This is a genomic window from Alishewanella agri BL06 (assembly GCF_000272005.1).
Lineage (GTDB): Bacteria > Pseudomonadota > Gammaproteobacteria > Enterobacterales > Alteromonadaceae > Alishewanella > Alishewanella agri.
The window spans coordinates 23,458-43,072 of record NZ_AKKU01000028.1; the positions used below are offsets into that span (position 1 = coordinate 23,458).

Sequence of the window (19,615 nt, forward strand, 5' to 3'; positions counted from 1 at the left end):
AGGCTTGGCTGTTTAGGCCTGGCTATGCAGACTTATGCCTGGATCTCGGTTGGCGTAACCTCGTCACTCGGGTAGCAGCCCAGCACTTTGACAAACTTGGTCAGATTGTTCAGCTCTTCCAGCGCGCGCGTCATGGCGTAGTCATTCAGATTGGCGCTGACATCGACATAAAACATCTCTTCCCACGGATTACCCGGAATAGGGCGTGACTCGAGTTTGCTCATACTGATGCCATGTTGTTTCAGTACCAGCAGCGCTTCAACCAAAGCACCGGGTTGCTGGCCGGTATACATAATAAAGGTGGTTTTTGCTGGGATCGCTTTTGCCACCTGCACCGGTTTACGGGCAACCACAATAAAGCGGCTGACGTTTTGTTTCTGATTCGCCAGTTCGCGGGTTAATACCTCCAGGCCATAGAGTTTGCCACCTTCCTCGCCGCCAATCGCGATAATAGTGGGGTCCTGTAGGGCTTTTACCTTGGCAAAGGCGGCGGATGAACTTTCACAGTATTCAATTTTAACGTTGGTCAGCCCCAGTAAGAACTGGCTACACTGGGCAATGACCTGCGGATGGGAGCAGACCTGGCGTACTTTGCTCAGGTCGGTACCGGGCAGGCCGAGCAAGCAGTGCTCGATCGGATGGGTTAACTCACCAACTATTGATAGGCGGGTGTGCTGCAGTAAGTCATACACCTCGTTAATAGAACCGGATGAAGTATTTTCAATCGGCAGTACTGCATAGTCGGCATGGCCGGTTTCCACCGCTTTGACAATGTCATTAAAGCTGTCACAGCCCAGTTCAATAATGCGCTCGGCGCGGCGGGTAAAGTATTTTTGCGTTGCCCAGTAGCTGTACGAGCCCTGACCGCCGAGGAAGGCTACCCGTACCGCCGGCGTATGTTCGCCATTTAGCTGGTCCTGCACTTTGGCTTGTTGCTGCAACACTGAGTCTTCGATAATGACATGATAAATTCGTGTCACATACTGCGCATCCAGTCCCAGCGGCTTACCTTGCTCAATCAGCGACAGCAACAATTCCTGTTCCCGCTTCTGATCGCGAATGGGCTTGTTCTGCGATAATTTCGCTTCGGCGACGGCCAAAGCCAGTGCACGCCTTTTTGCCAGTAACCCCAATAACTGCTGATCGGTATCGCTGATCGCGGTTCTGATCTGATCTAATTCCATAACGGCCTCTGTGCTGATAACTACTAAAAACGACTCAAAAAAAAACCTCCCGGCTTGGGAGGTTTCTGCTTAACACGCGCGCACGGTCAGCTACCTCCTCGCTAAGGTGGTAAAGCTAAAAAAACCGAGCACAACTGATACTGTTTTCATACCAGCACCATAATCCGTCTGGATGGCCAAAGTCAAGGGGCCGGCAGCAACTGTTGCTGATATTTTTCCGGCCCCGGTAAAAAGGGTAGCGCTATCGCTGCTTGCCAGTAACGATGATCCGCCCGGTAAAAGGGCGACAGCGGGTGCCCGGATTGCCCGGCCGGAATCACCAGAATGCCGTTTTGCTCCTGACCGGGAGTCACCACCATACGTTGCGATTGGCCAAAGGCCGCATGTTGTACCCGCGGCATATGGCTGTCGCCGGCGAGCGGCGTGGCTGGCATATTCAGCCAGCGGCCGAGCAGTGGTATGGCTGAAGCCAGCGGATGCTCGATCCGCGCACTGTTGCGTTTGCCCCAGTTGGCCTGCTGCAAACTGCCATACTGCGCCAGGATCTTCTGTTGGCTATCCTGAGCGGCGCTTAACAGCAGGTCCTGCCAGCTGCTATGGGACGCCGGTAAGGTATCCGGGCGCTGCTGTTGCCACAGCAGCCAAAACGGGGTTTCCAGCGAATATTTTAGATCGCTGCTGCGGGCGCCGGCTTGCTCCAGTAACGCAGCAACGGGGGCAAAGGTCAGCTCCAGCATGCTAAGCCGGAATTGCCGCAGCAGGGTATAGCCAATTGCCTCGGGTGAGGCAGTATCAGCTGATTGGGCAATATGTTGCCTAAACTCGCTCAAACCTGACTGCGCCGCTAGTTCGACGCTCAGCTCGTTTAGCAAGAGCTGTTGCCAGCGTTGCAGTAATATTGCGCGGTGATCGAGCTGGATTTGATGTAGCGCCTGTTCATCAAACTGGCTGGCTTCACGCAGGCTATCCGCAATTTGCCGGCCACGGGCCCCCAGATCATAGCCGCCATTACCCAGTAGTTGATAAACTTCACCGCCAACGGTCCTGGCATTTGCTGACCATAAACGGCCTGAAGCAGGATTAAAAATATGGGGATAAGCGGAGGCAGCGATGCGCTCACGCCAGTAATTATCACCCTGATGCCAATACTGTGCAGTATTCCAATCTTGTAGTTTCCGCTCTGGGATTGGGCCAAATACTGTCCAGCCAATATTGCCACCGGCATCGGCTACCAGCAGATTCTGCGCCGGAATACCCATCTCAGGTGCAAGCGCGAGCGCTGCTGCAGCATTATCGGCGAGTTCCAGCTGGCGCAGCGTAAAATTAACGGCATAGGGTTCGTGCGCGACCCAACGCAGTGCATATGGCTGGTCGTCGGGAAAGGACACTAACGGGCCCCACTCAGTGTATTGTACGGTCAAGGTTTCAACCGGCGCATCTTTGACCAGAATCTGTTCCTGATAACGTCGCAACGGCTGCCAACCCTCGACGCCAAGGTACTGTTGCTTATCGGCTGAGAGTTCGATCTTCACCAGGTCGTGCCAGTCGGCGGTAGTATTGGTAAAACCCCAGGCGATTTTGCCGTTGGAGCCGACCACTATCGCGGGTGTACCCGGTAAACTGAGGCCGGTTACTTGTCTGGTGGTGCCGTTATGTTGCCAATTTAATTGCACCTTGTACCAAATCCCCGGCACGCGTTGTGACAGATGCATATCATCTGCCAGAATTGCTGCGCCATGCGAGGTAAGGCTGCCGGCGACGGCAAAGTTATTACTGCCCAGATCAGTCGCATCTTTTAGCGTACAATCCTGACAACTTTGTCGTTGCTGTAATGCTGTGGGATAAGGGCTATCCGGAACTGCTACGGCGGCGACCTCACTTTGGTCGATTGCTGCTTGCCAATCACTACTGTGTTGTTGTAAAAAACGGTACCAGTCGGCTGGAAGCGCCGCCTGTAATTGGGTCATCGCATATTCATCGCGTCCGGCTTTGCCCTGTAAATCCAGATACATGCTGTAGATCACCAACAGGGTATCCGCCTCCAGCCAGGGCTCGGGTTGGCTCTGTAGCAGACTGTATTCGAACGGCGCTCGCGACAGACTGGCCAGACCCTCATTGACGCCCCGGCTGTATGCGGCCAGCAGTTGCAGCTCAGCGGTTGGCAGACTGGTGAGTAGTTGTTCGGCCCTGCGCCGGAATAAATGCTGCCGCTGTTGTTTGTCTTGAGGTAATGCCCGCGCACCGAATAAGGCCGCCAGTTCTCCTGCGGCATAACGGCGGCTCAAATCCATTTGAAAAAAACGCTCTTGGGCGTGAGCAAAACCCAGTGCGAAAGCTGCATCGGAACGCTCGGTGGCATAAATAGTCAGATAACCAAGCGCATCACGGCTTAAGCTGACAGGTTCAGCCACTGCGACCTGATAACGGCCATTATAGTTTGGTAAACTACCCTTAAGGTAAAAGTATAGGCTGCCGCTGAGCAGAATAATTACCAGTAAAAGCAGCGCCAGTAGCCAGCTTAGTATTTTCATCTTATTGTTCCGCTGGTGTAAAATCAGAAGGTTAGCACAACAAAAGGAAAGCTCAATGTTAGTTAAAGTGCAAGTATGGGATTTGGCGGTACGGGTATTTCACTGGTCGCAGGTGGTTCTGCTGGCCGCGCTCTGGTACACCGGCAATGAAGGACTTATGGCACAACATCAGTTACTGGCCTACACCCTGGCTGCCTTGTTGATTGCCCGGATTTGCTGGGGGTTTTATGGCAGTGTTACCGCCCGCTTTAGTCACTTTGCGGCTTCACCACTCGCCGCGGTTCGTTATTTACGCAATCCGAAACCAGTACTCGGTCATAACCCGGCCGGCGGCTATATGATTTTTGCGCTGCTATCACTACTCAGTGTGCAAATTTTGAGCGGGCTGGCAACCTTTGACAACAGTTATATTAGCGACGGCCCCTTGGTGCGGCACTTAGCAGAAGATTGGGTGTCACTGGCATCAAAAATTCATAAACTGAATATTGATCTGATTTTGATTTGCGTCGCTGTGCATATATTGGCGGCAATCTGGCACAGTATCCGGCATGATAACGTAATTGGGGCCATGGTTACCGGGCGCAGTAAAGCCAGTACTTCTGCTAAAGCACCATCTTTGCGTGCCAGCTGGAGTTATTTTGCGCTGGTGGCGGTGTTATTAACGGTGTTTTATCTCTGGCAAGGGGAAATGCTGTTGAAGTTTATTTAACGACGATTAAGCGGCGCTTTACAGTGCAAGGGCAGCCATGGCTGCCCTTGATGCATTAATTAATCTGCTTTGTATTTATCGTGACACGCCTTACAGTTTCTGGCGAAATCCCCGAAGGCTTTGCGAATCTCTGCTTGCTCGGCAGTTTTCGCCGCTGCGAGCAGAGCTGCTGCATCTGCAGCCATCTTAGCACCGCGCTCCTGTACTTCTGGCAAATTATCCCAAATCGCCGGCTTAACATTACCACCGGCCTCTTTAGTGCCCGGAATGGTGAAGCTTTCCCAGGGTAATTGGCTTAACAAGGCCAGTGCTTCGGCACGGCGTTGTACCCGCTCAGCATCAAAAGCAACATTACCGCGAATCATATCCTGAATATCGCCCATATTGTGACGAATCAATTGAAAACTGGCTTGACGGTAGTCAACAGCATCTTTGCCATCAGTAAAAGCGGTGGCAGCGATGGCAGGCATAGCCAGCGTAAAACTTAGCAGGGAAGCAAACAGGGCTTTTTTCATTTGTATACTCTCTTCTGTTCGATTAACTTAGAACATTGTACAGTCAAACACCGCTTTCAGTGTACCTGACTGAGGCACTTTAGGTCACTATAACAGCAGCGAGCCCAATTGGTGAAGGATCTTACGCAGAATAAGGTTACCAGGATTAATTCACTGGGACTAAAGTTTTCAGCTCTGGTGTTTATGGCCGTTTTGCTGACAGGCTTGAGTATCACCCATTTTTTCACCAGTTACCAACAGCAAAGCTTACAACAGCAGCAACAGCAAAGTATTGCCCGTACGGCGGACAATTATCAGAAGCAATTTGAACGTTATCTGCTGTCACTTGAGTTAAAAGCGTTGCGCGCGCAGCAAATTCTGCTGCGTCATTTAACCGAACGCTCTGTCGGTACGCTACCGGCTAGTGAGGCGTTGCCAGTTAACGATGGCAGCTGGCGCCAGCGCGATGAGTGGTCTGGGGTCTTTTCACCGCAAGGGCGGCCAGCGAATAAAGCGCAACCCATTTTGCAGGCCAGTGCACTGGCCTGGCAGCAGATGATGCTGCTATTGCAGCAGGATTTTTCCAGTGTGTTTTTTATGGCAGCAGAGCAGTTTATTCGTGTGGCCCCTGCTGATTGGGTCATCCACGTAGACAAGCAGTTGCCGGTGACCACGAATCCGTTGTATCAGTTAGCGGCACCGGAGCAAAACCCCGAGCGAACCTTGCGGTGGAGCTCGGTTTATTATGACCAGGTTTGGGAAAGCTGGGTCGTTGCCGTGTTACTTCCCATTTATCAGCAAAATGAATTTCTGGGAGTGTTAGGTTTAACTCTTAACCTGGCAGAGTTAACCGTTAACCGCTCCAATATCGGTCATTGGAGTCCGTTAAACCGCAGTCTGCTTCTGGATGAACATGGACAAGCATTGCAGCCTGGCGTTAAAGACTCCCAAGCAGCTATGTATGCTGTTTATCAGGGCGAACCTATTGCCGATCCGCAGTTGGCAGCTGTCGCCGCAGCCTTACCCGGCGGGTCCGACCGTTTTGCCGCCTTGGCACCGGCTTATTTGTTAACCAGCATCCCGATCCCGAAACTGCAATGGACGCTGCTGTTATACCAGGATCGCGCACAGCTGTTGGCATCACAATATGACTTTCGTTTTCGCGCGATGTTGATGTCCGTTGCCATTGCGTTGTTGTTGACGCTGCTGCTGTATGGCCTGATGCACCAGATTTTGTTACGCCGGTTAAAAAGGTTGGCTCAGGCTGTTGAGCGGTTGGGGCAGGGACAATTACCGGAACTTTTTCTGGACAATAAGGCGGATGAACTGGGGATGCTAAACCGGGCATTTCTGGGAATGTCACGGGAAATTAGTGAGCTGGTGCAAGGTTTAAATGCCCGTATTGCCGAAAAGGAGCGGGCTGAACTCCAGGCGAGAAAGTTAAGTAAGGCGGTCGCGTTTTCCAGTTCAGGTATCGCAATAACGAATCAGCATCTGGAAATTGAATATATCAATCCTTTTTTAGCTGAGATGTTGGCGCAACCTGCTGCGACTATCCATGGCTGTTCTTTGCTGAAATTGTTTGCCAATGATATGCAGCAACTCAGTACTGATATCAGCAAGACCTTAGAGCAGCGTCAGCATTGGCATGGTGATGTATTGCTGCAACCTGGTCGCCAGGCAGAACAGGGGCAATGGGTGTCATTGGCGATAGCACCAATCCGTGACGATAAAGGTTTACTCACGCATTATGTCGCATCGTTACAGGATATTTCCTTTATCAAACAGAGCCAGAAACAAATGGAGCAACTGGCTTATTATGATGCGCTAACCGGGCTTGCTAACCGCAGCTATTTCCGCGATCAGCTACGCAAGGCGATTTTGATGTCGCAGCGTGGTTATTTTAGTTTCGCGCTACTCTATTTCGATTTGGATGAATTTAAATTAATTAACGACACCCTGGGTCATGATGCGGGTGATGAGTTGCTGGTCGAGGTGGCACGGCGTTTAAAAGGCAGACTGCGGGATGATGACTTAATCGCCAGGCTGGGCGGGGACGAATTCGCGGTTATTCTCAGTGATATTAAGGATAAGGTACACGCCGGTACTATAGCGTCAGAGTTACAACAGGCGTTTTTAACACCCGTCAAACTGGGCCGGCAAGAAGTGGCGATTAGCGCGTCAATCGGTATTACCGTGGCGCCGGATGATGCGGTTGATGAAGAATTACTGCTAAAACACGCCGATTTAGCAATGTATGAAGCTAAGGCCCGCGGTAAGAACACTTACCGATTCTTCTCACAGGACTTGAATGATGCGGCGAATGAACGGTTGTTGATTGAAAGTCAGCTGCGGGAAGCGATCCGGGACCAGCAATTTTTACTTTATTACCAGCCAAAAATCGATCTCAGTGATGAAACCTTAATTGGTTATGAAGCCTTGATCCGCTGGCTGCGGCCGGATAATACGCTGGTTCCACCTAACCGCTTTATCCACGTAGCAGAAAGTACCGGTCTGATTGTACCCATTGGTGAATGGATCATTCTGGAGGCTTGTCGTTTCCTGGCGCGACAGCATAGTCGTGGTTATGCGGTTAGTGTCTCAATTAATCTGTCGGTACGGCAATTTAACGACGAACAATTAACGGCAACGATTGAACGGATTATACAGCGTACCGGTGTCGATCCGGCCTATCTGGTGTTTGAAATTACTGAAAGTATGTTAATGGGGGACACCGATGCGGCTATTAAACAGCTAAATCAGTTAAAGCGTCTCGGCGTCTCTTTATCTATTGATGACTTTGGTACAGGCTATTCGTCGCTTAACTATTTAAAACGCTTTCCGGTTGATGAGCTGAAAATCGACCGCTCCTTTGTCAAAGATATTCCGGAAGATCAGAATGATATGGATATCGTGGCGGCTATTATCGCGATGGCGCAGAAGATGCAGCTACGGGTGGTAGCAGAGGGGGTTGAGTCTGAAGCGCAAGCCGAGTTTTTAAAGCAAAACGCCTGCTACCTGGTACAGGGTTACTATTTTAGTATGCCGCTGGCCGAGCAGGAGTTAAGTCATCTTACTTTTAGTATAAAAACGCAGGGGTAAACCCCGCTTCATTCAGGAAAATGTTATGACATCAGCTCGCCTGTCTTTGCTGAGTTTGGCGTTATTCGGCTGCTATAGTGCAGCCGGTAGCGCAGCTCAGACTACACCGCAGCTTGGGATCCGCGATAAAACACCGAATCTGGTTGCGCTGACCAATGCCACCGTGCAAACCGAACCGGGTAAAACCCTGACCGGTGCGACCATCCTGATCCGGGATGGCAAAATCGAGGCTGTTAACAGTAACGGTCGGGTGCCGGCTGGTTACCAACAGCGGGATCTTAGCGGTTACACCGTCTATGCGGGTTTTATCGACCCCTACACCCAGTACGGTGTGCCAAAAGCCGGTGAAGGCGAGGGCTTTAGTTTTGGCCGCCGTCCGGTCTATGAAAATGAACGCCGTGGTGGTAATGCTGCCAATGATGCCATCCATGCAGAGCAGCGCTGGGTCAGCGAATTCAAACCGGATAGCAAAGCGGCGGAAGAGTTTCTGAAGCAGGGCTTTACGGTGGTGCAGAGTGCGCGCCAGGATGGGATTTTCCGCGGCACCGCCTTTGTAGCCTCACTGGCCGATGATTTACCGAATAATCTGGTATTAAAAGCCGATAGCCAGCATTTTATGGCGTTTAGCAAAGGCAGCTCGAAACAAACTTACCCCTCTTCCCTAATGGGCTCTATTGCGCTGATCCGTCAGACTTTATCTGATGCCAACTGGTATCAGGCAGCCAGCAGCCGCGAAAATGTCACGGTGAATGGTCAGCCACTGGAGTTTAATGCTGCGCTGGCAGGTCTGGCTAATATAAAGCAGCAAGGGGTGTTATTTGACACCAGTGATGAGCGTTCGCTGCTGCGAGCCAACAAGGTGTTGTCTGAGTTTGAGATTACTAATGCCTTGGTACTGGGATCAGGTTACGAATACAGCCGGCTGGAGCAAATCAAAGCCACTGGCAAGCCGATCTTATTACCACTGAATTTCCCGGCAGCGCCGGATGTGACGACTGCCGAGCAGCGGCTGGATGTCAATCTGGCCGATTTACGCCACTGGGAACGGGCACCGGCTAACCCGGCAGTACTGGCGCAGGCAGGTATCCCTTTTGCGTTTACCAGCCACGGTTTGAACAAAAAAACCGACTTTATCCCGAATCTGCGCAAAGCTGTTCAGTACGGCTTAAGCCAACAGCAAGCTCTGGCGGCGCTGACTACGGTACCAGCTAATATTCTTGGCCTGGGTCAACAATTGGGTAAAGTAGCGCCGGGTTATCAGGCCGATCTGGTAATCAGCCGTGGCGATCTGTTCGCGGAGGGTGAGATCGTGGCGACCTGGCTGCGTGGTCAGGAAAAACGCTTTGCACCAGTCCAGCCTGCGGCCTTTGCCGGACAGTATCAGCTGACTGTTGGTGAGCAAAGCGTACAGATTACGTTAACTGGCAATGCCCCAAAACTGACTGGCGAAGCGGTATTGGGCGAGAAAAAAGCCAAACTGGAAAATATCAAAGCTCAGGATCAGCGCCTGCAATTTAGTCTGCCATTAAAAGATTTAACAGAGCAGGCCGTAGTACTGCAGTTTAATGGCGTGCTCAGTGGTGAACAGTTAGCCGGTTATTGGCTGGATGCAGCAGGCAAACAGCAAAGTGTGACGGCGCAGCGCAGTAGCGTCGAGCCCAAAGCCGCGAAACCGGCGCCAGCGCCGGCAGCCATGCTGTCAAAGCTGACTTATCCAAACCGTGCCTTTGGTGTCGAAGCCTTACCGCAAGCGGAAAAGCTCCATATTAAAAATGCGACCGTCTGGTCGGCTACTGAGGCTGGCGTGTTGGAAAACACCGACGTCTTGGTCAGTAACGGCAAGTTTGAAAAAATTGGCCAAAATCTGGCAACGCCACGCGGCTACCGTGTCATTGATGCGACCGGACTACATTTAACCCCAGGTATTATCGATGAGCACTCGCATATTGCTACTGAGCAGGGCGTTAACGAAGGTTCGCATGCCAATACCGCTGAAGTGCATCTGGGCGATGTGATTAACCCGGATGATATTAATATCTACCGTGCGCTGGCAGGTGGGGTTACCGCGGTTCAGGTACTGCATGGTAGTGCCAACCCTATCGGTGGCCGGGCACAAATTATCAGCCTGCGCTGGGGGGCGGATGCCGAAGGCATGAAGTTCCGTAATGCGCCGCCAAGCATCAAGTTTGCGCTGGGTGAAAACGTCAAGCAATCAAACTGGGGCACCGAGTTTAATACCCGTTACCCGCAAAGCCGGATTGGGGTAGAAACCTTTATCCGTGATCAGTTCCAAGCGGCAAAAGAGTATCAGGCTGCCTGGCAGGCTTATAACACGTTGTCGCGCCGTGAACAGGGCCGCACTGTGCCACCACGTCGTGACTATCAGTTAGATACGCTGGTCGAAATTCTGGAAGGTAAACGCCATATCCATACTCACTCTTATGTGGCGTCAGAGATTCTGATGCTGATGCAAGTTGCTGAGGAAATGGGCTTCAAGGTCAATACCTATACCCATATTCTGGAAGGCTACAAAGTCGCCAGTGAAATGCAGGCGCACGGTGCCAGTGTGTCAACCTTTGCTGATTGGTGGGGTTTTAAGATGGAAGTGACAGACGCCATCCCAACCAATACCTGTTTAATGCATGAGCAAGGCTTGTTAGTGAGTGTTAACTCCGATGACCCGGGCCTGTTACGTCGCTTAAATCAGGAAGCAGCAAAATCGACCATGTACTGCAATATGGATGAGCATGAAGCGATGAAGATGGTCACCATCAACCCGGCCAAGCAACTGAAGATTGATGATAAAGTCGGGTCGATTGCCGAAGGTAAACAAGCTGACTTCGTACTGTGGGATCAGCATCCGTTATCAGTCTATAGCGTCGTGCAGCAAACCTGGATTGAAGGTGCGCGTTACTTTGATCGTAGCAGCGATCTGGCAAAGCGTGAGCAACTGGAGAGCGAGCGCCAGCAGCTGATCCAGAAAGTGCTGACGGCCGGTGAGTCAGCGCGCCAGGGCAGTACTAACAGTTATAAACAGGATGATCCGATCTGGCACTGTGAGGATAACGACGATTGGCTGAAACTGCGTTTTGGTTTTGGTGATCATCTGCACAGCCACGGTCATGCCCACGGAGGACAACACTGATGAAATTAATAAAATCTATTCTGGCCGCAGCCTGTGTGCTGGCGGCCGGCAGTGCCGCCGCGGTTAATCCGGTACCAGGCACGGCAGCGAGCCAGCCCCTGTTATTAAAAAATGCTACCGTCCATTCAGTGGTGGTCGCACCAACGGTGCAGGATGTACTGATTCAGGATGGTAAAATTGCCGCGGTTGGCGTGAACCTGAGCGCGCCAGCCAATGCACAGGTGCAGGATCTGACTGGTAAGAATCTGTACCCGGGCCTGATTGCACTGATTAATCAGCTGGGTTTAATTGAAGTCGAGGCGGTACGTGCCACCCGTGATGATCGGGAAACCACTGCTACTAACCCGGATTTGCGCGCTGAAGTGGCCTTTAATGCTGATTCGGCCGTGATCCCAACCATTCGCAGTAATGGCTTTAGCCACAGCCTGATTTACCCGTCCGGCGCGCTGATCACCGGGCGCTCAGCCCTGATGCAACTGGATGGTTGGAACTGGCAGGATGCTTTGGTGCAATCCAGTGTTGGCTTGCATGTCAATTGGCCACGAATGGGGATTCAAACCGGCTGGTGGGTTCGCGATAGTGTCGAGCAGCAGCAAAAGCGTCAGGCCGAGCAGCTGGCGCAATTGCAGGACTACTTTACTGCGGCTCATGCCTACTATCTGGCGGAAAAAGCAGGGCTGAATCGTGGTCGTGATTCACGCTGGCATGCCATGTTAAGCTTTTTTGAGCAGCAGTTACCGCTGTTTGTGCATGCCGATGACCCACGGCAAATGCGTCAGGCAATGCTGCTGGCGCAGCAGTATGGCGTGAAGTTAGTGATTGTCGGTGGTCGTGATAGCTGGCGCATTGCTGATGAGCTGGCTGCCAACCAGGTGGCGGTGATCTATACCGCACCTTATGGTCTGCCGACCCGAGGTGATGAAGCCTACGATCAGGCGTTTAGTGCGCCAGGCGTGTTAAAACGTGCCGGCGTGAAGTTTGCGCTATCGCTGGACGGCTTCTGGGATACCCGTAATCTGGTGTTTGCTGCCGGCCATGTTACCCGCTATGGGCTGGATCCTGCTGCCGCGCTGCGCGCACTGACGCTGGATGCTGCAGAGATTGCCGGTGTTGCCGATCGTCTTGGTTCGATTGAAGTGGGTAAAAGTGCCAGCTTAGTGGTATCAAACGGTGATATTTTCGATTACCGCGGCCATCAGGTTGAACAAATGTGGATCGATGGCCGTACTGTCAATCTGGATAACAAGCATAAGCAGCTGCATCGTCGCTATCAGCAGCGTTATCAGCAGCAGGGGCAGCTTTCTGCACAACCCTGATGTTTGCTGCGTAACGTTTCCGGGTGCCGCTTAAGCGGCACCCTTTTTGTTTTCAGTAATCTTATGAGTAAACGAGTACTGTCGTATGAAAAAACCTGTTTTATTGGCGCTGGCCGCAGCGGCTACGCTGTTTGCCTGTGGTAAGTCAGCGCCGGAGCTAAGCCAGCCTAAAGCTAACCCGCTGTTTATTGAGAGCCATCTGAGCTTTTTAGCGGATGATTTACTGGAAGGCCGGGATACCGGCAGTCGTGGTCATGACATCGCCTCACTGTATATTGCCAAACAGTTACAGGGGTTGGGATTGAAAGGCGGTGCTGCCGATGGCAGTTTCTATCAGCAAGTCCCACTGCGCAAAGCCTTGCTGGTACCAGGTAGTGCCAAACTGAGTTTTCAGTTTGACGATCAAGTACAGGAGCTGAGCTATCCGCAGCAGTTTTTTAGTGGGCCTAGTTTACAACAGACCAGTGTGGCGTTAACGGCGCCAATGGTATTTGTCGGCTATGGTTTGGTTTCCGAAGCTTTTGGGTTGAATGATTATGCGGACCTTGATGTAACAGGCAAGGTTGTGGTCATGCTGGCAGGTTTGCCTGCTAAGTTGCCTAGTGAAGAGCGTGCCTATCTGGGTAGCATGAAAACCGAGTTTGCCGCCGAGCGTGGTGCCGTTGGCATTCTAACGGTGCATACGCCTGAGCAAGAAAAAACGCGGCCTTATGCCAACAGCTTGCTGTATTTAAATACGCCCAGTATGACCTGGCTTAATGCTGATGGTGAACCGGGACGCGGCTTTCCGCAGTTACAAGGCAGTGCATATTTGCATCCGGAAGCGGCTAAAACCTTGTTTGCCGCCAGTGGTAAATCGCTGGATGAGATCTTTGCCCAGCTGGAGCAGGATGCAACCCCACAGGGCTTTGCTCTGAATGGTACTGTTAGTCTGCAAAGCGAGAGCAGTCATCAAAATGTAACCAGCCCCAATGTGCTGGCGCTACTGCCTGGTTCTGATCCGAGCTTAAAAGATGAAGTCGTGGTATTAAGTGCACATTCTGATCATATTGGCCTGGCCAATGATTTACGCACTAATGATAAAGTGAATAACGGTGCCATGGATAATGCTGCGGGCACCGCCATTTTGCTGGAGACGGCGCGCTTATTTGCGGCTTTGCCAGCGGCGCCGAAACGCTCGATTCTGTTTGTCGCGCTGACCGGCGAAGAGAAAGGCCTGCTGGGTGCCGATTACTTTGCCAAAAATCCACCTGTGGCGGTTGAGAAGTTGGTGGCCAATGTTAATTTGGATATGCCGGTGCTGCTTTACCCCTTTGCCGATCTGATAGCCTTTGGCGCTAACCATTCTACGCTGGGTGAGGTAGTAGCGCGTGCGGCGGAAAAAGAAGGTATTAAGCTCAGTGCCGATCCGATGCCAGAACAGGCAATTTTTACCCGCTCAGACCATTTCCGGTTAGTACAACAGGGCGTACCGGCCGTCTTTTTAATGACCGGTTTTACCTCGCAGGATCCGGCGCAGGATGGCGGTAAGATCTGGGGCAGTTTCTTTGCCAAGCATTATCATAAGCCATCAGACGATATCCCAAGCCTGGAACGTGACTACGGCCCCATTCGCTATGATGCCGGGGCGGTCTTTACTGATATTAACTTTAATATTGCCTTAGATGTGGCAAACGCCGCACAGCGACCACTGTGGCGCAAAGACAGCTTCTTCACCGGCGTTTTTGGCCGGCCGGATAACTCGGAACAGTGAGCCTGAGCAAAAACGGCAGCTTGAGCTGCCGTTTTACTGTTAAGTTATGGTTCTGCTAGCCGCCGGCTTGTTTTACCTGATAGCCTTTTTGCTGCAGGACTGCCGTGACCTGTTCGCGTTTATCGCCCTGAATTTCGATCACGCCGTCTTTTACCGCACCACCGCAGGCACATTTCTTTTTCAACTCAGAGCATAAGGCATTTAGTTGCTCGTTGCTGCCGGTAAGGCCGCTTATCGTCAGGACGGTTTTACCACCCCGGCCTTTGGTTTCACGCCTTACCCTAAGAGCCCCGTCTGCGTAGGCGGTACCGACTATTTTTTGCTCTGTTTTGCTGTTAATGCGACCACTGGCCGTGGAATAAACCAGATTGTCAGCAGCCGAGGCCGGTACCAAAGCTTCCGGACTGTTGTTGGCTCCCAGTTGCGTTTGCCAATCGGCAAGAGATATTTTTTTACTCATAAGATAGGGATCTGCGTAAACGATTGCCGGCAAGCTTACTGAGGTGGTAAGCGCGAGGCAAGTTTTTCGGTGGTCAGCTTGGATTTTCAGTGGCTTCTGGTAGAATGATGCGCATTATTTTAGAAATCTGGACGGCTATACTTTGAGTAATTCAGTCTCTTTAACACAGTATTTGCAATTAAGTGGTTTAGCAGAGTGGGCGACTCCGGCTTTTACTGCCGCAGTCGCTGAACAACAGCAGGCGTTGCAGCAGTATCTGCAGCAAGCGGCCGACACAGCGGTGAACTGGCAATATCAGGTGCCAGAGCTCGGTGAAGGTGGGGCCTGCTCACTGTTTGGCGTGCTGGCGGCAGAGCCATATGATTTAACCGCTATTTTAGGTGGTCAAACTGCTGCCAATCAACAAGCCCTCAGTAAGCTCAGTCAAATTACTGCTTTTTATCAACAGCAGGCTGGCGTGGCCTGGTTTGGCATCTACCAGGCGAGACAAAATCCAGCTGGCGAAGCGGTATTGGTCAAACTCAGCTACTTTGGTGCGCCCTCACGCGCCGAGTTCCCGCTGACGGCAGAGTTCGCTGCAATCAGTAACAACAGCACTGTTGGCTTAAGCGGTAAAGCGCGGGTGATTAACAGTGTCGCCAGTTATTTACAACAGGGTGGCGAATACTATACGTGTGACCCGAAAGTTCAGGCCGAAGCCTGTTTGCCACTCTATGCGCAATCGGGCAGAATACTGGGCATTGTCGATGCCGAAGACTTCCAGCCAGAGGTGTTTAATCCGCAGGCGCTGGCCTTGCTGGTGGCGGTCTGCCTGACTATTCCGGACTATTTACCGGCCGTGTAAACCGGCTTTTTTATTAGCACTCTAATCCAGGTAGAACATTATGTTTGCTCAGTTAAAACCCGTCGCCACCGATCCCATTCTGGGCCTGATGGCGGCTTACCGTGAAGATCCTAATCCACTGAAAGTTGACCTTGGCGTCGGTGTGTATAAAGACGAGCAGGGCCACACGGCGGTGCTGAAGTGCGTAAAAGAAGCCGAAGCTCTGCGTCTGAAGCAGGAAGATAGTAAAACCTATATTGGGATGGCCGGAGATCCGGGGTTTAACGCCCATATTGAGAAGCTGGCCTTTGGCAGTAGCCATCCGGTGTTGCTAGCGAACCGGGTGACCACGGCGCATACGCCTGGCGGTACTGGCGCACTGCGGGTAGCGGCCGAGTTTATTAAACGTGCTAATCCGGATGCGACAATTTGGGTCACCACCCCGACCTGGGCTAACCATATTTCGATGTTTCAGGCAGCTGGCTTAAAAGTTAAAGAGTACGCCTATTACGATTACGATACCAAGGGGCTAAAAACCGAGCAGATGTTCGCAGAGTTAGCGCAAGTGCCGGCCGGCGACGTGGTATTAGTTCATGCCTGCTGTCATAACCCCAGTGGTATGGATCTGAACTTTGAGCAATGGCAGCGCTTTACCGAGTTGGCACTGGAGCGAGGCTTTACGCCATTGGTAGATATGGCCTACCAGGGCTTTGGTAGCGGTTTGGATGAAGATGCCAAGGGCCTGCGTTATCTGGCGGAGCGGGTCGCTGAGATGATCTTGTGTAGCTCTTGCTCGAAGAATTTTGGCCTGTATCGTGAGCGGATCGGTGCGGTTAGTGTCGTCTCTGCAGACAGCAAGGTGATGGAGCTGGCGAAAGTCAATCTGCTGAGCGTCGTACGCTCGATTTACTCCATGCCACCGGCACACGGCGCCATTATCGTTAGCCATATTCTGGATAGCGCGGAATTAACAGCATTGTGGCATCAGGAACTGGCAGAAATGCGCGACCGGATTAACAGCTACCGTCAGCTGATTATTGATAAATTTGCCGCCGAAGGGATTACGCAGGATTTTAGCTTTATCGCCCGTCAGCACGGTATGTTTAGCTTTCTGGGAATCAATAAAGCGCAAATCGATCGCTTACGCGAAGAGTTTAGTATTTATATGGTGGGTTCAAGCCGGGTCAGTATTGCCGGGTTAAATCATACTAATATCGATTATTTCGCCAAAGCCGTGGCGACGGTGTTAAAAGGCTAACCTTGCTGGCTAACAGGCCCCGGTTGCGCAATACCACTGGGGCCTGAAGGCGTACTGCATTACCGCCTGTCCTGTATTCTGCATTATTCCGCCTTAGCCTGAGCCTCTGGCTTAGCGACTGGACTGGTCGTTGCTACGTCAGTCTGTTCTGGCGTAACAGCGGATGCCAAACCAATTTGCTCTGCAACTTGCCGCACGCTGCTTTCCAGCGCTTGTTTCGCTTGTACTTTTACCGATTCACGTAATTCGCTCAGCTGTTTGCTCAGTAATTCACTACTGAGTTCGCTCAGGCTATTGGCACTGGCCGGGGCGGCTAAGGTTAAAGCTACAACAGTGGTCAGCATCAGTTTAGTTAAGGTTTTCATATTCTACTCGCTTCGTTAAGGGTTAGTGGGTTACTACCCCCTTACTATTACAAGCGTTATGCCAACTTTGTAACTAACTTAACATCATGTTTTATATATAATTATTTTTATATGCCAGTTTTTATTAATTTGTGAAAATTACTTAATACTAATTAGTAGCGTTTTTGACTAAAAATTAGGTTTTTTGTTTTCAATCTGGGATGGCAAGCGGAAATCCGATGATGATCGGTTTTTTATGCGCAATAAACTTACTATTCCATATATTTATGCGCATTATTTGTTTAAATATTCTATTTTGGAAATCTTTCTCTCTTGACATCTATACGGCTAGAAATCATTATTGCGCCAGACATTGCAGCAAGAAGCCAAATCATGACCTATATTCACGATACCATTCGCCGTTTACAACACAGCAGCCCGGCTCAGGCTGAGTTTTATCAGGCCGTTGAAGAAGTACTGGAGTCGTTGACACCCATCCTGGAACACAATCCTAAATACCGGCAACAAGCTATTATTGAACGGATGGTCGAGCCAGAGCGGCAAATTATGTTCCGGGTGCCCTGGGTTGATGATCAGGGCAATATTCAGGTAAACAAAGGTTATCGCGTCGAATTTAACTCCGCTCTGGGGCCCTACAAAGGTGGCATTCGTTTTCACCCTTCGGTCAATGCCAGTATCATCAAATTCCTGGGTTTTGAGCAAATCTTTAAAAACGCCCTGACCGGATTACCCATCGGCGGCGCTAAAGGTGGTGCTAACTTCGATCCTAAGGGTAAATCTGACGGCGAAATTATGCGCTTTTGTCAGTCTTTTATGAATGAGCTGTACCGGCATATCGGGCCCACCACTGACGTGCCAGCCGGTGATATCGGTGTCGGTGCCCGCGAGATTGGTTATATGTTTGGCCAATATAAAAAGCTGGCCAACAGCTTTGATGGTGTCTTTACCGGCAAGAGCTTATTGTGGGGCGGCTCACTGGCGCGCAAGGAAGCAACTGGTTATGGTTGCGTCTACTTTGCCCAATATATGTTGGCAGACCGGCAGCAGCAGCTCGCTGGTAAACGTTGTTTGGTTTCAGGATCGGGCAATGTCGCAATCTATACCATCGAAAAGCTGCAGCAGCTGGGTGCCACAGCGGTTACCTGTTCCGATTCCTCAGGCACTCTCTATCATGCCAGCGGTATTAATCTGGATACCTTAAAGCAGATTAAAGAAGCGCAGCCACAACGCTTAACGGCTTATCTAAAGTTTCATCCGGACGCCGAATATATCAGTACAGCGGATTATCCGGCTGATGGTCATGCGGTGTGGCGCTTTAAAGCCGAGCTGGCGTTTCCTTGTGCCACCCAGAATGAGCTGACCGTCGCTGATGCCAGAGCCCTGGTAGAGAATGGCTGTCTGGCGGTATCAGAAGGTGCCAATATGCCTTCTACGCAAGAGGCGGTTGAAGTATTCTTAAAAAGCGGTATTGCCTATGGCCCCGGCAAAGCAGCCAATGCCGGCGGTGTTGCCACCAGTCAACTGGAGATGGCACAAAATGCCAGTATGCAACGTTGGAGCTTTGAGGAGGTCGATGCCAAGCTGCAGGTGATAATGCGTAATATCTATCTGCGCGCCCGTGATACCGCGGCAGAATTTGGTCAACCGGGTAACTTAGTATTAGGGGCCAATATCGCTGGCTTTAAGCGGGTCGCTGAGGCGATGATCGAGCAGGGCGTGGTCTAGCGACCTGGGGCGTTTAAACGCCCTAGCGATCCGGCGACAGGTACTCATTATCGTAAAAAGTTCTGAGCCACTGTGGCCGGTACACCGCCATCAGGGTGATGGCCATGCCATTAAGCAGAGCTTCACCAAACCAAATCAGTAACGCCAGCTGCGTATAGTTTTGATAGATGGTATGCCAGCCGTAATCAAACTGAGTATAGAACCACAAAGACGTCAGCAAGATTTTCACGCAGATCGTCAGAGCTGCACTGATAAAGCCGGCAACAAAGATATAAACAAACAGGTGCCGGCTTAAATAGTGATAAGACCAGACAAATACGGCGTAACTAAACAAGCCGGGTAGTACAAAGGTGGTTAAGGCAAAGGCGCCGCCATCTGGCCAGTCGATAACTCCAAACAGCATTAACAGCAGCAGCGGCAGACAACTAATCCAGATCGCGATACGCCAGCCATGACACAGTACCAGTGTTGTCACACCAAGAAAGAATAATTCCAACCCCGGTGCGATACCGGCCCGCACCGACCAGAGCAGCGTCAGCGCCACAGCCGAAGCGAATACCAGATGTTGATAGCCTGAGATCTGCAGCAGCCGTGGTAACAGTTCCCGCGGATAAAAACGCAGCAGGATAAATGCAAACAGGATCCAGCTTAAAAGTTGCCAGCTGCTCATTACAGTACAATCAGTAACGTGGGTGCGGTTATTGTAACGGCTGTGCCAAGCGCTTGCCAGTTTTTGGTTTTATCAAAGCC

The 19,615-nt window shown here is 51.3% G+C and carries 14 protein-coding genes; 8 read left to right on the forward strand and 6 right to left on the reverse strand.

Features of this window, described 5'->3' with window-relative positions; genetic code table 11:
• Nucleotides 1-32: 32 nt before the first annotated feature.
• Both AGRI_RS15960 and AGRI_RS15965 read right to left on the reverse strand, forming a co-directional pair.
• Nucleotides 33-1,184, reverse strand: coding sequence for a chorismate mutase (locus AGRI_RS15960; RefSeq protein WP_008985897.1), 1,152 nt, complete (start codon nucleotides 1,182-1,184; stop codon nucleotides 33-35).
• A 182-nt stretch (nucleotides 1,185-1,366) separates the two neighbouring features.
• Nucleotides 1,367-3,715 carry a penicillin acylase family protein gene (locus AGRI_RS15965; protein ID WP_008985898.1) on the reverse strand — a complete coding sequence of 783 codons (2,349 nt, stop codon included), beginning with the start codon at nucleotides 3,713-3,715 and terminating at the stop codon, nucleotides 1,367-1,369.
• Between the two features lie 55 nt (nucleotides 3,716-3,770).
• On the opposite strand from AGRI_RS15965, the gene AGRI_RS15970 reads away from it, so the two are divergent.
• A complete protein-coding gene (locus AGRI_RS15970) occupies nucleotides 3,771-4,424 on the forward strand; it encodes a cytochrome b/b6 domain-containing protein (protein WP_008985899.1) in 654 nt (217 codons plus the stop codon).
• A gap of 59 nt (nucleotides 4,425-4,483) precedes the next feature.
• Here the strand turns inward: AGRI_RS15970 and AGRI_RS15975 are convergent, their stop codons facing one another.
• Entirely contained in the window at nucleotides 4,484-4,939 is a 456-nt protein-coding gene (locus AGRI_RS15975; protein WP_008985900.1) for a c-type cytochrome, read from the reverse strand.
• A 183-nt stretch (nucleotides 4,940-5,122) separates the two neighbouring features.
• Here AGRI_RS15975 and AGRI_RS15980 point away from each other — a divergent pair, with 183 nt between their 5' ends.
• The 4 genes from AGRI_RS15980 to AGRI_RS15995 all read left to right on the forward strand — a co-directional run bounded on the left by AGRI_RS15980 (nucleotide 5,123) and on the right by AGRI_RS15995 (nucleotide 14,234).
• Entirely contained in the window at nucleotides 5,123-8,020 is a 2,898-nt protein-coding gene (locus AGRI_RS15980) for an EAL domain-containing protein (protein WP_237713115.1), read from the forward strand.
• 25 nt (nucleotides 8,021-8,045) lie between these two features.
• On the forward strand, nucleotides 8,046-11,165 hold the full coding sequence (locus tag AGRI_RS15985; RefSeq protein ID WP_008985902.1) for an amidohydrolase family protein: 3,120 nt from the start codon (nucleotides 8,046-8,048) through the stop codon (nucleotides 11,163-11,165).
• Nucleotides 11,165-12,481, forward strand: a complete 1,317-nt coding sequence (locus AGRI_RS15990) for an amidohydrolase family protein (protein ID WP_008985903.1) — start codon at nucleotides 11,165-11,167, stop codon at nucleotides 12,479-12,481. The genes AGRI_RS15985 and AGRI_RS15990 overlap by 1 nt, the downstream gene beginning before the upstream one ends.
• An 85-nt stretch (nucleotides 12,482-12,566) precedes the next feature.
• Nucleotides 12,567-14,234, forward strand: a complete 1,668-nt coding sequence (locus AGRI_RS15995; RefSeq protein ID WP_008985904.1) for a M28 family metallopeptidase — start codon at nucleotides 12,567-12,569, stop codon at nucleotides 14,232-14,234.
• 55 nt (nucleotides 14,235-14,289) lie between these two features.
• On the opposite strand, the gene AGRI_RS16000 is transcribed toward AGRI_RS15995, so the two are convergent.
• Nucleotides 14,290-14,694 carry a translation initiation factor gene (locus tag AGRI_RS16000; RefSeq protein WP_008985905.1) on the reverse strand — a complete coding sequence of 135 codons (405 nt, stop codon included), beginning with the start codon at nucleotides 14,692-14,694 and terminating at the stop codon, nucleotides 14,290-14,292.
• Nucleotides 14,695-14,836: 142 nt separating this feature from the next.
• Between AGRI_RS16000 and AGRI_RS16005 the strand changes: the two genes are divergently transcribed.
• Nucleotides 14,837-15,538, forward strand: a complete 702-nt coding sequence (locus AGRI_RS16005; protein ID WP_008985906.1) for a GAF domain-containing protein — start codon at nucleotides 14,837-14,839, stop codon at nucleotides 15,536-15,538.
• Nucleotides 15,539-15,578: 40 nt separating this feature from the next.
• Nucleotides 15,579-16,775, forward strand: a complete 1,197-nt coding sequence (locus AGRI_RS16010; protein ID WP_008985907.1) for an amino acid aminotransferase — start codon at nucleotides 15,579-15,581, stop codon at nucleotides 16,773-16,775.
• Between the two features lie 83 nt (nucleotides 16,776-16,858).
• Here AGRI_RS16010 and AGRI_RS16015 read toward each other — a convergent pair whose 3' ends face one another.
• Nucleotides 16,859-17,140 carry a hypothetical protein gene (locus AGRI_RS16015; RefSeq protein WP_008985908.1) on the reverse strand — a complete coding sequence of 94 codons (282 nt, stop codon included), beginning with the start codon at nucleotides 17,138-17,140 and terminating at the stop codon, nucleotides 16,859-16,861.
• 372 nt (nucleotides 17,141-17,512) lie between these two features.
• On the opposite strand from AGRI_RS16015, the gene gdhA reads away from it, so the two are divergent.
• Nucleotides 17,513-18,865: an NADP-specific glutamate dehydrogenase gene (gene gdhA, locus AGRI_RS16020; RefSeq protein WP_008985909.1), complete on the forward strand. Its 1,353-nt coding sequence runs from the start codon at nucleotides 17,513-17,515 to the stop codon at nucleotides 18,863-18,865.
• Nucleotides 18,866-18,887: 22 nt separating this feature from the next.
• On the opposite strand, the gene AGRI_RS16025 is transcribed toward gdhA, so the two are convergent.
• Entirely contained in the window at nucleotides 18,888-19,595 is a 708-nt protein-coding gene (locus AGRI_RS16025; RefSeq protein ID WP_337445399.1) for an energy-coupling factor ABC transporter permease, read from the reverse strand.
• Between the last annotated feature and the right edge of the window lie 20 nt (nucleotides 19,596-19,615).

Bases quoted from the DNA above. Each gene is read 5' to 3' on its own strand.
- AGRI_RS15960 (WP_008985897.1), bottom strand. From the start codon at position 1,184: ATGGAATTAGATCAGATCAGAACCGCGATCAGCGATACCGATCAGCAG.
- AGRI_RS15965 (WP_008985898.1), bottom strand. From the start codon at position 3,715: ATGAAAATACTAAGCTGGCTACTGGCGCTGCTTTTACTGGTAATTATT.
- AGRI_RS15970 (WP_008985899.1), top strand. From the start codon at position 3,771: ATGTTAGTTAAAGTGCAAGTATGGGATTTGGCGGTACGGGTATTTCAC.
- AGRI_RS15975 (WP_008985900.1), bottom strand. From the start codon at position 4,939: ATGAAAAAAGCCCTGTTTGCTTCCCTGCTAAGTTTTACGCTGGCTATG.
- AGRI_RS15980 (WP_237713115.1), top strand. From the start codon at position 5,123: ATGGCCGTTTTGCTGACAGGCTTGAGTATCACCCATTTTTTCACCAGT.
- AGRI_RS15985 (WP_008985902.1), top strand. From the start codon at position 8,046: ATGACATCAGCTCGCCTGTCTTTGCTGAGTTTGGCGTTATTCGGCTGC.
- AGRI_RS15990 (WP_008985903.1), top strand. From the start codon at position 11,165: ATGAAATTAATAAAATCTATTCTGGCCGCAGCCTGTGTGCTGGCGGCC.
- AGRI_RS15995 (WP_008985904.1), top strand. From the start codon at position 12,567: ATGAAAAAACCTGTTTTATTGGCGCTGGCCGCAGCGGCTACGCTGTTT.
- AGRI_RS16000 (WP_008985905.1), bottom strand. From the start codon at position 14,694: ATGAGTAAAAAAATATCTCTTGCCGATTGGCAAACGCAACTGGGAGCC.
- AGRI_RS16010 (WP_008985907.1), top strand. From the start codon at position 15,579: ATGTTTGCTCAGTTAAAACCCGTCGCCACCGATCCCATTCTGGGCCTG.
- AGRI_RS16015 (WP_008985908.1), bottom strand. From the start codon at position 17,140: ATGAAAACCTTAACTAAACTGATGCTGACCACTGTTGTAGCTTTAACC.
- gdhA (WP_008985909.1), top strand. From the start codon at position 17,513: ATGACCTATATTCACGATACCATTCGCCGTTTACAACACAGCAGCCCG.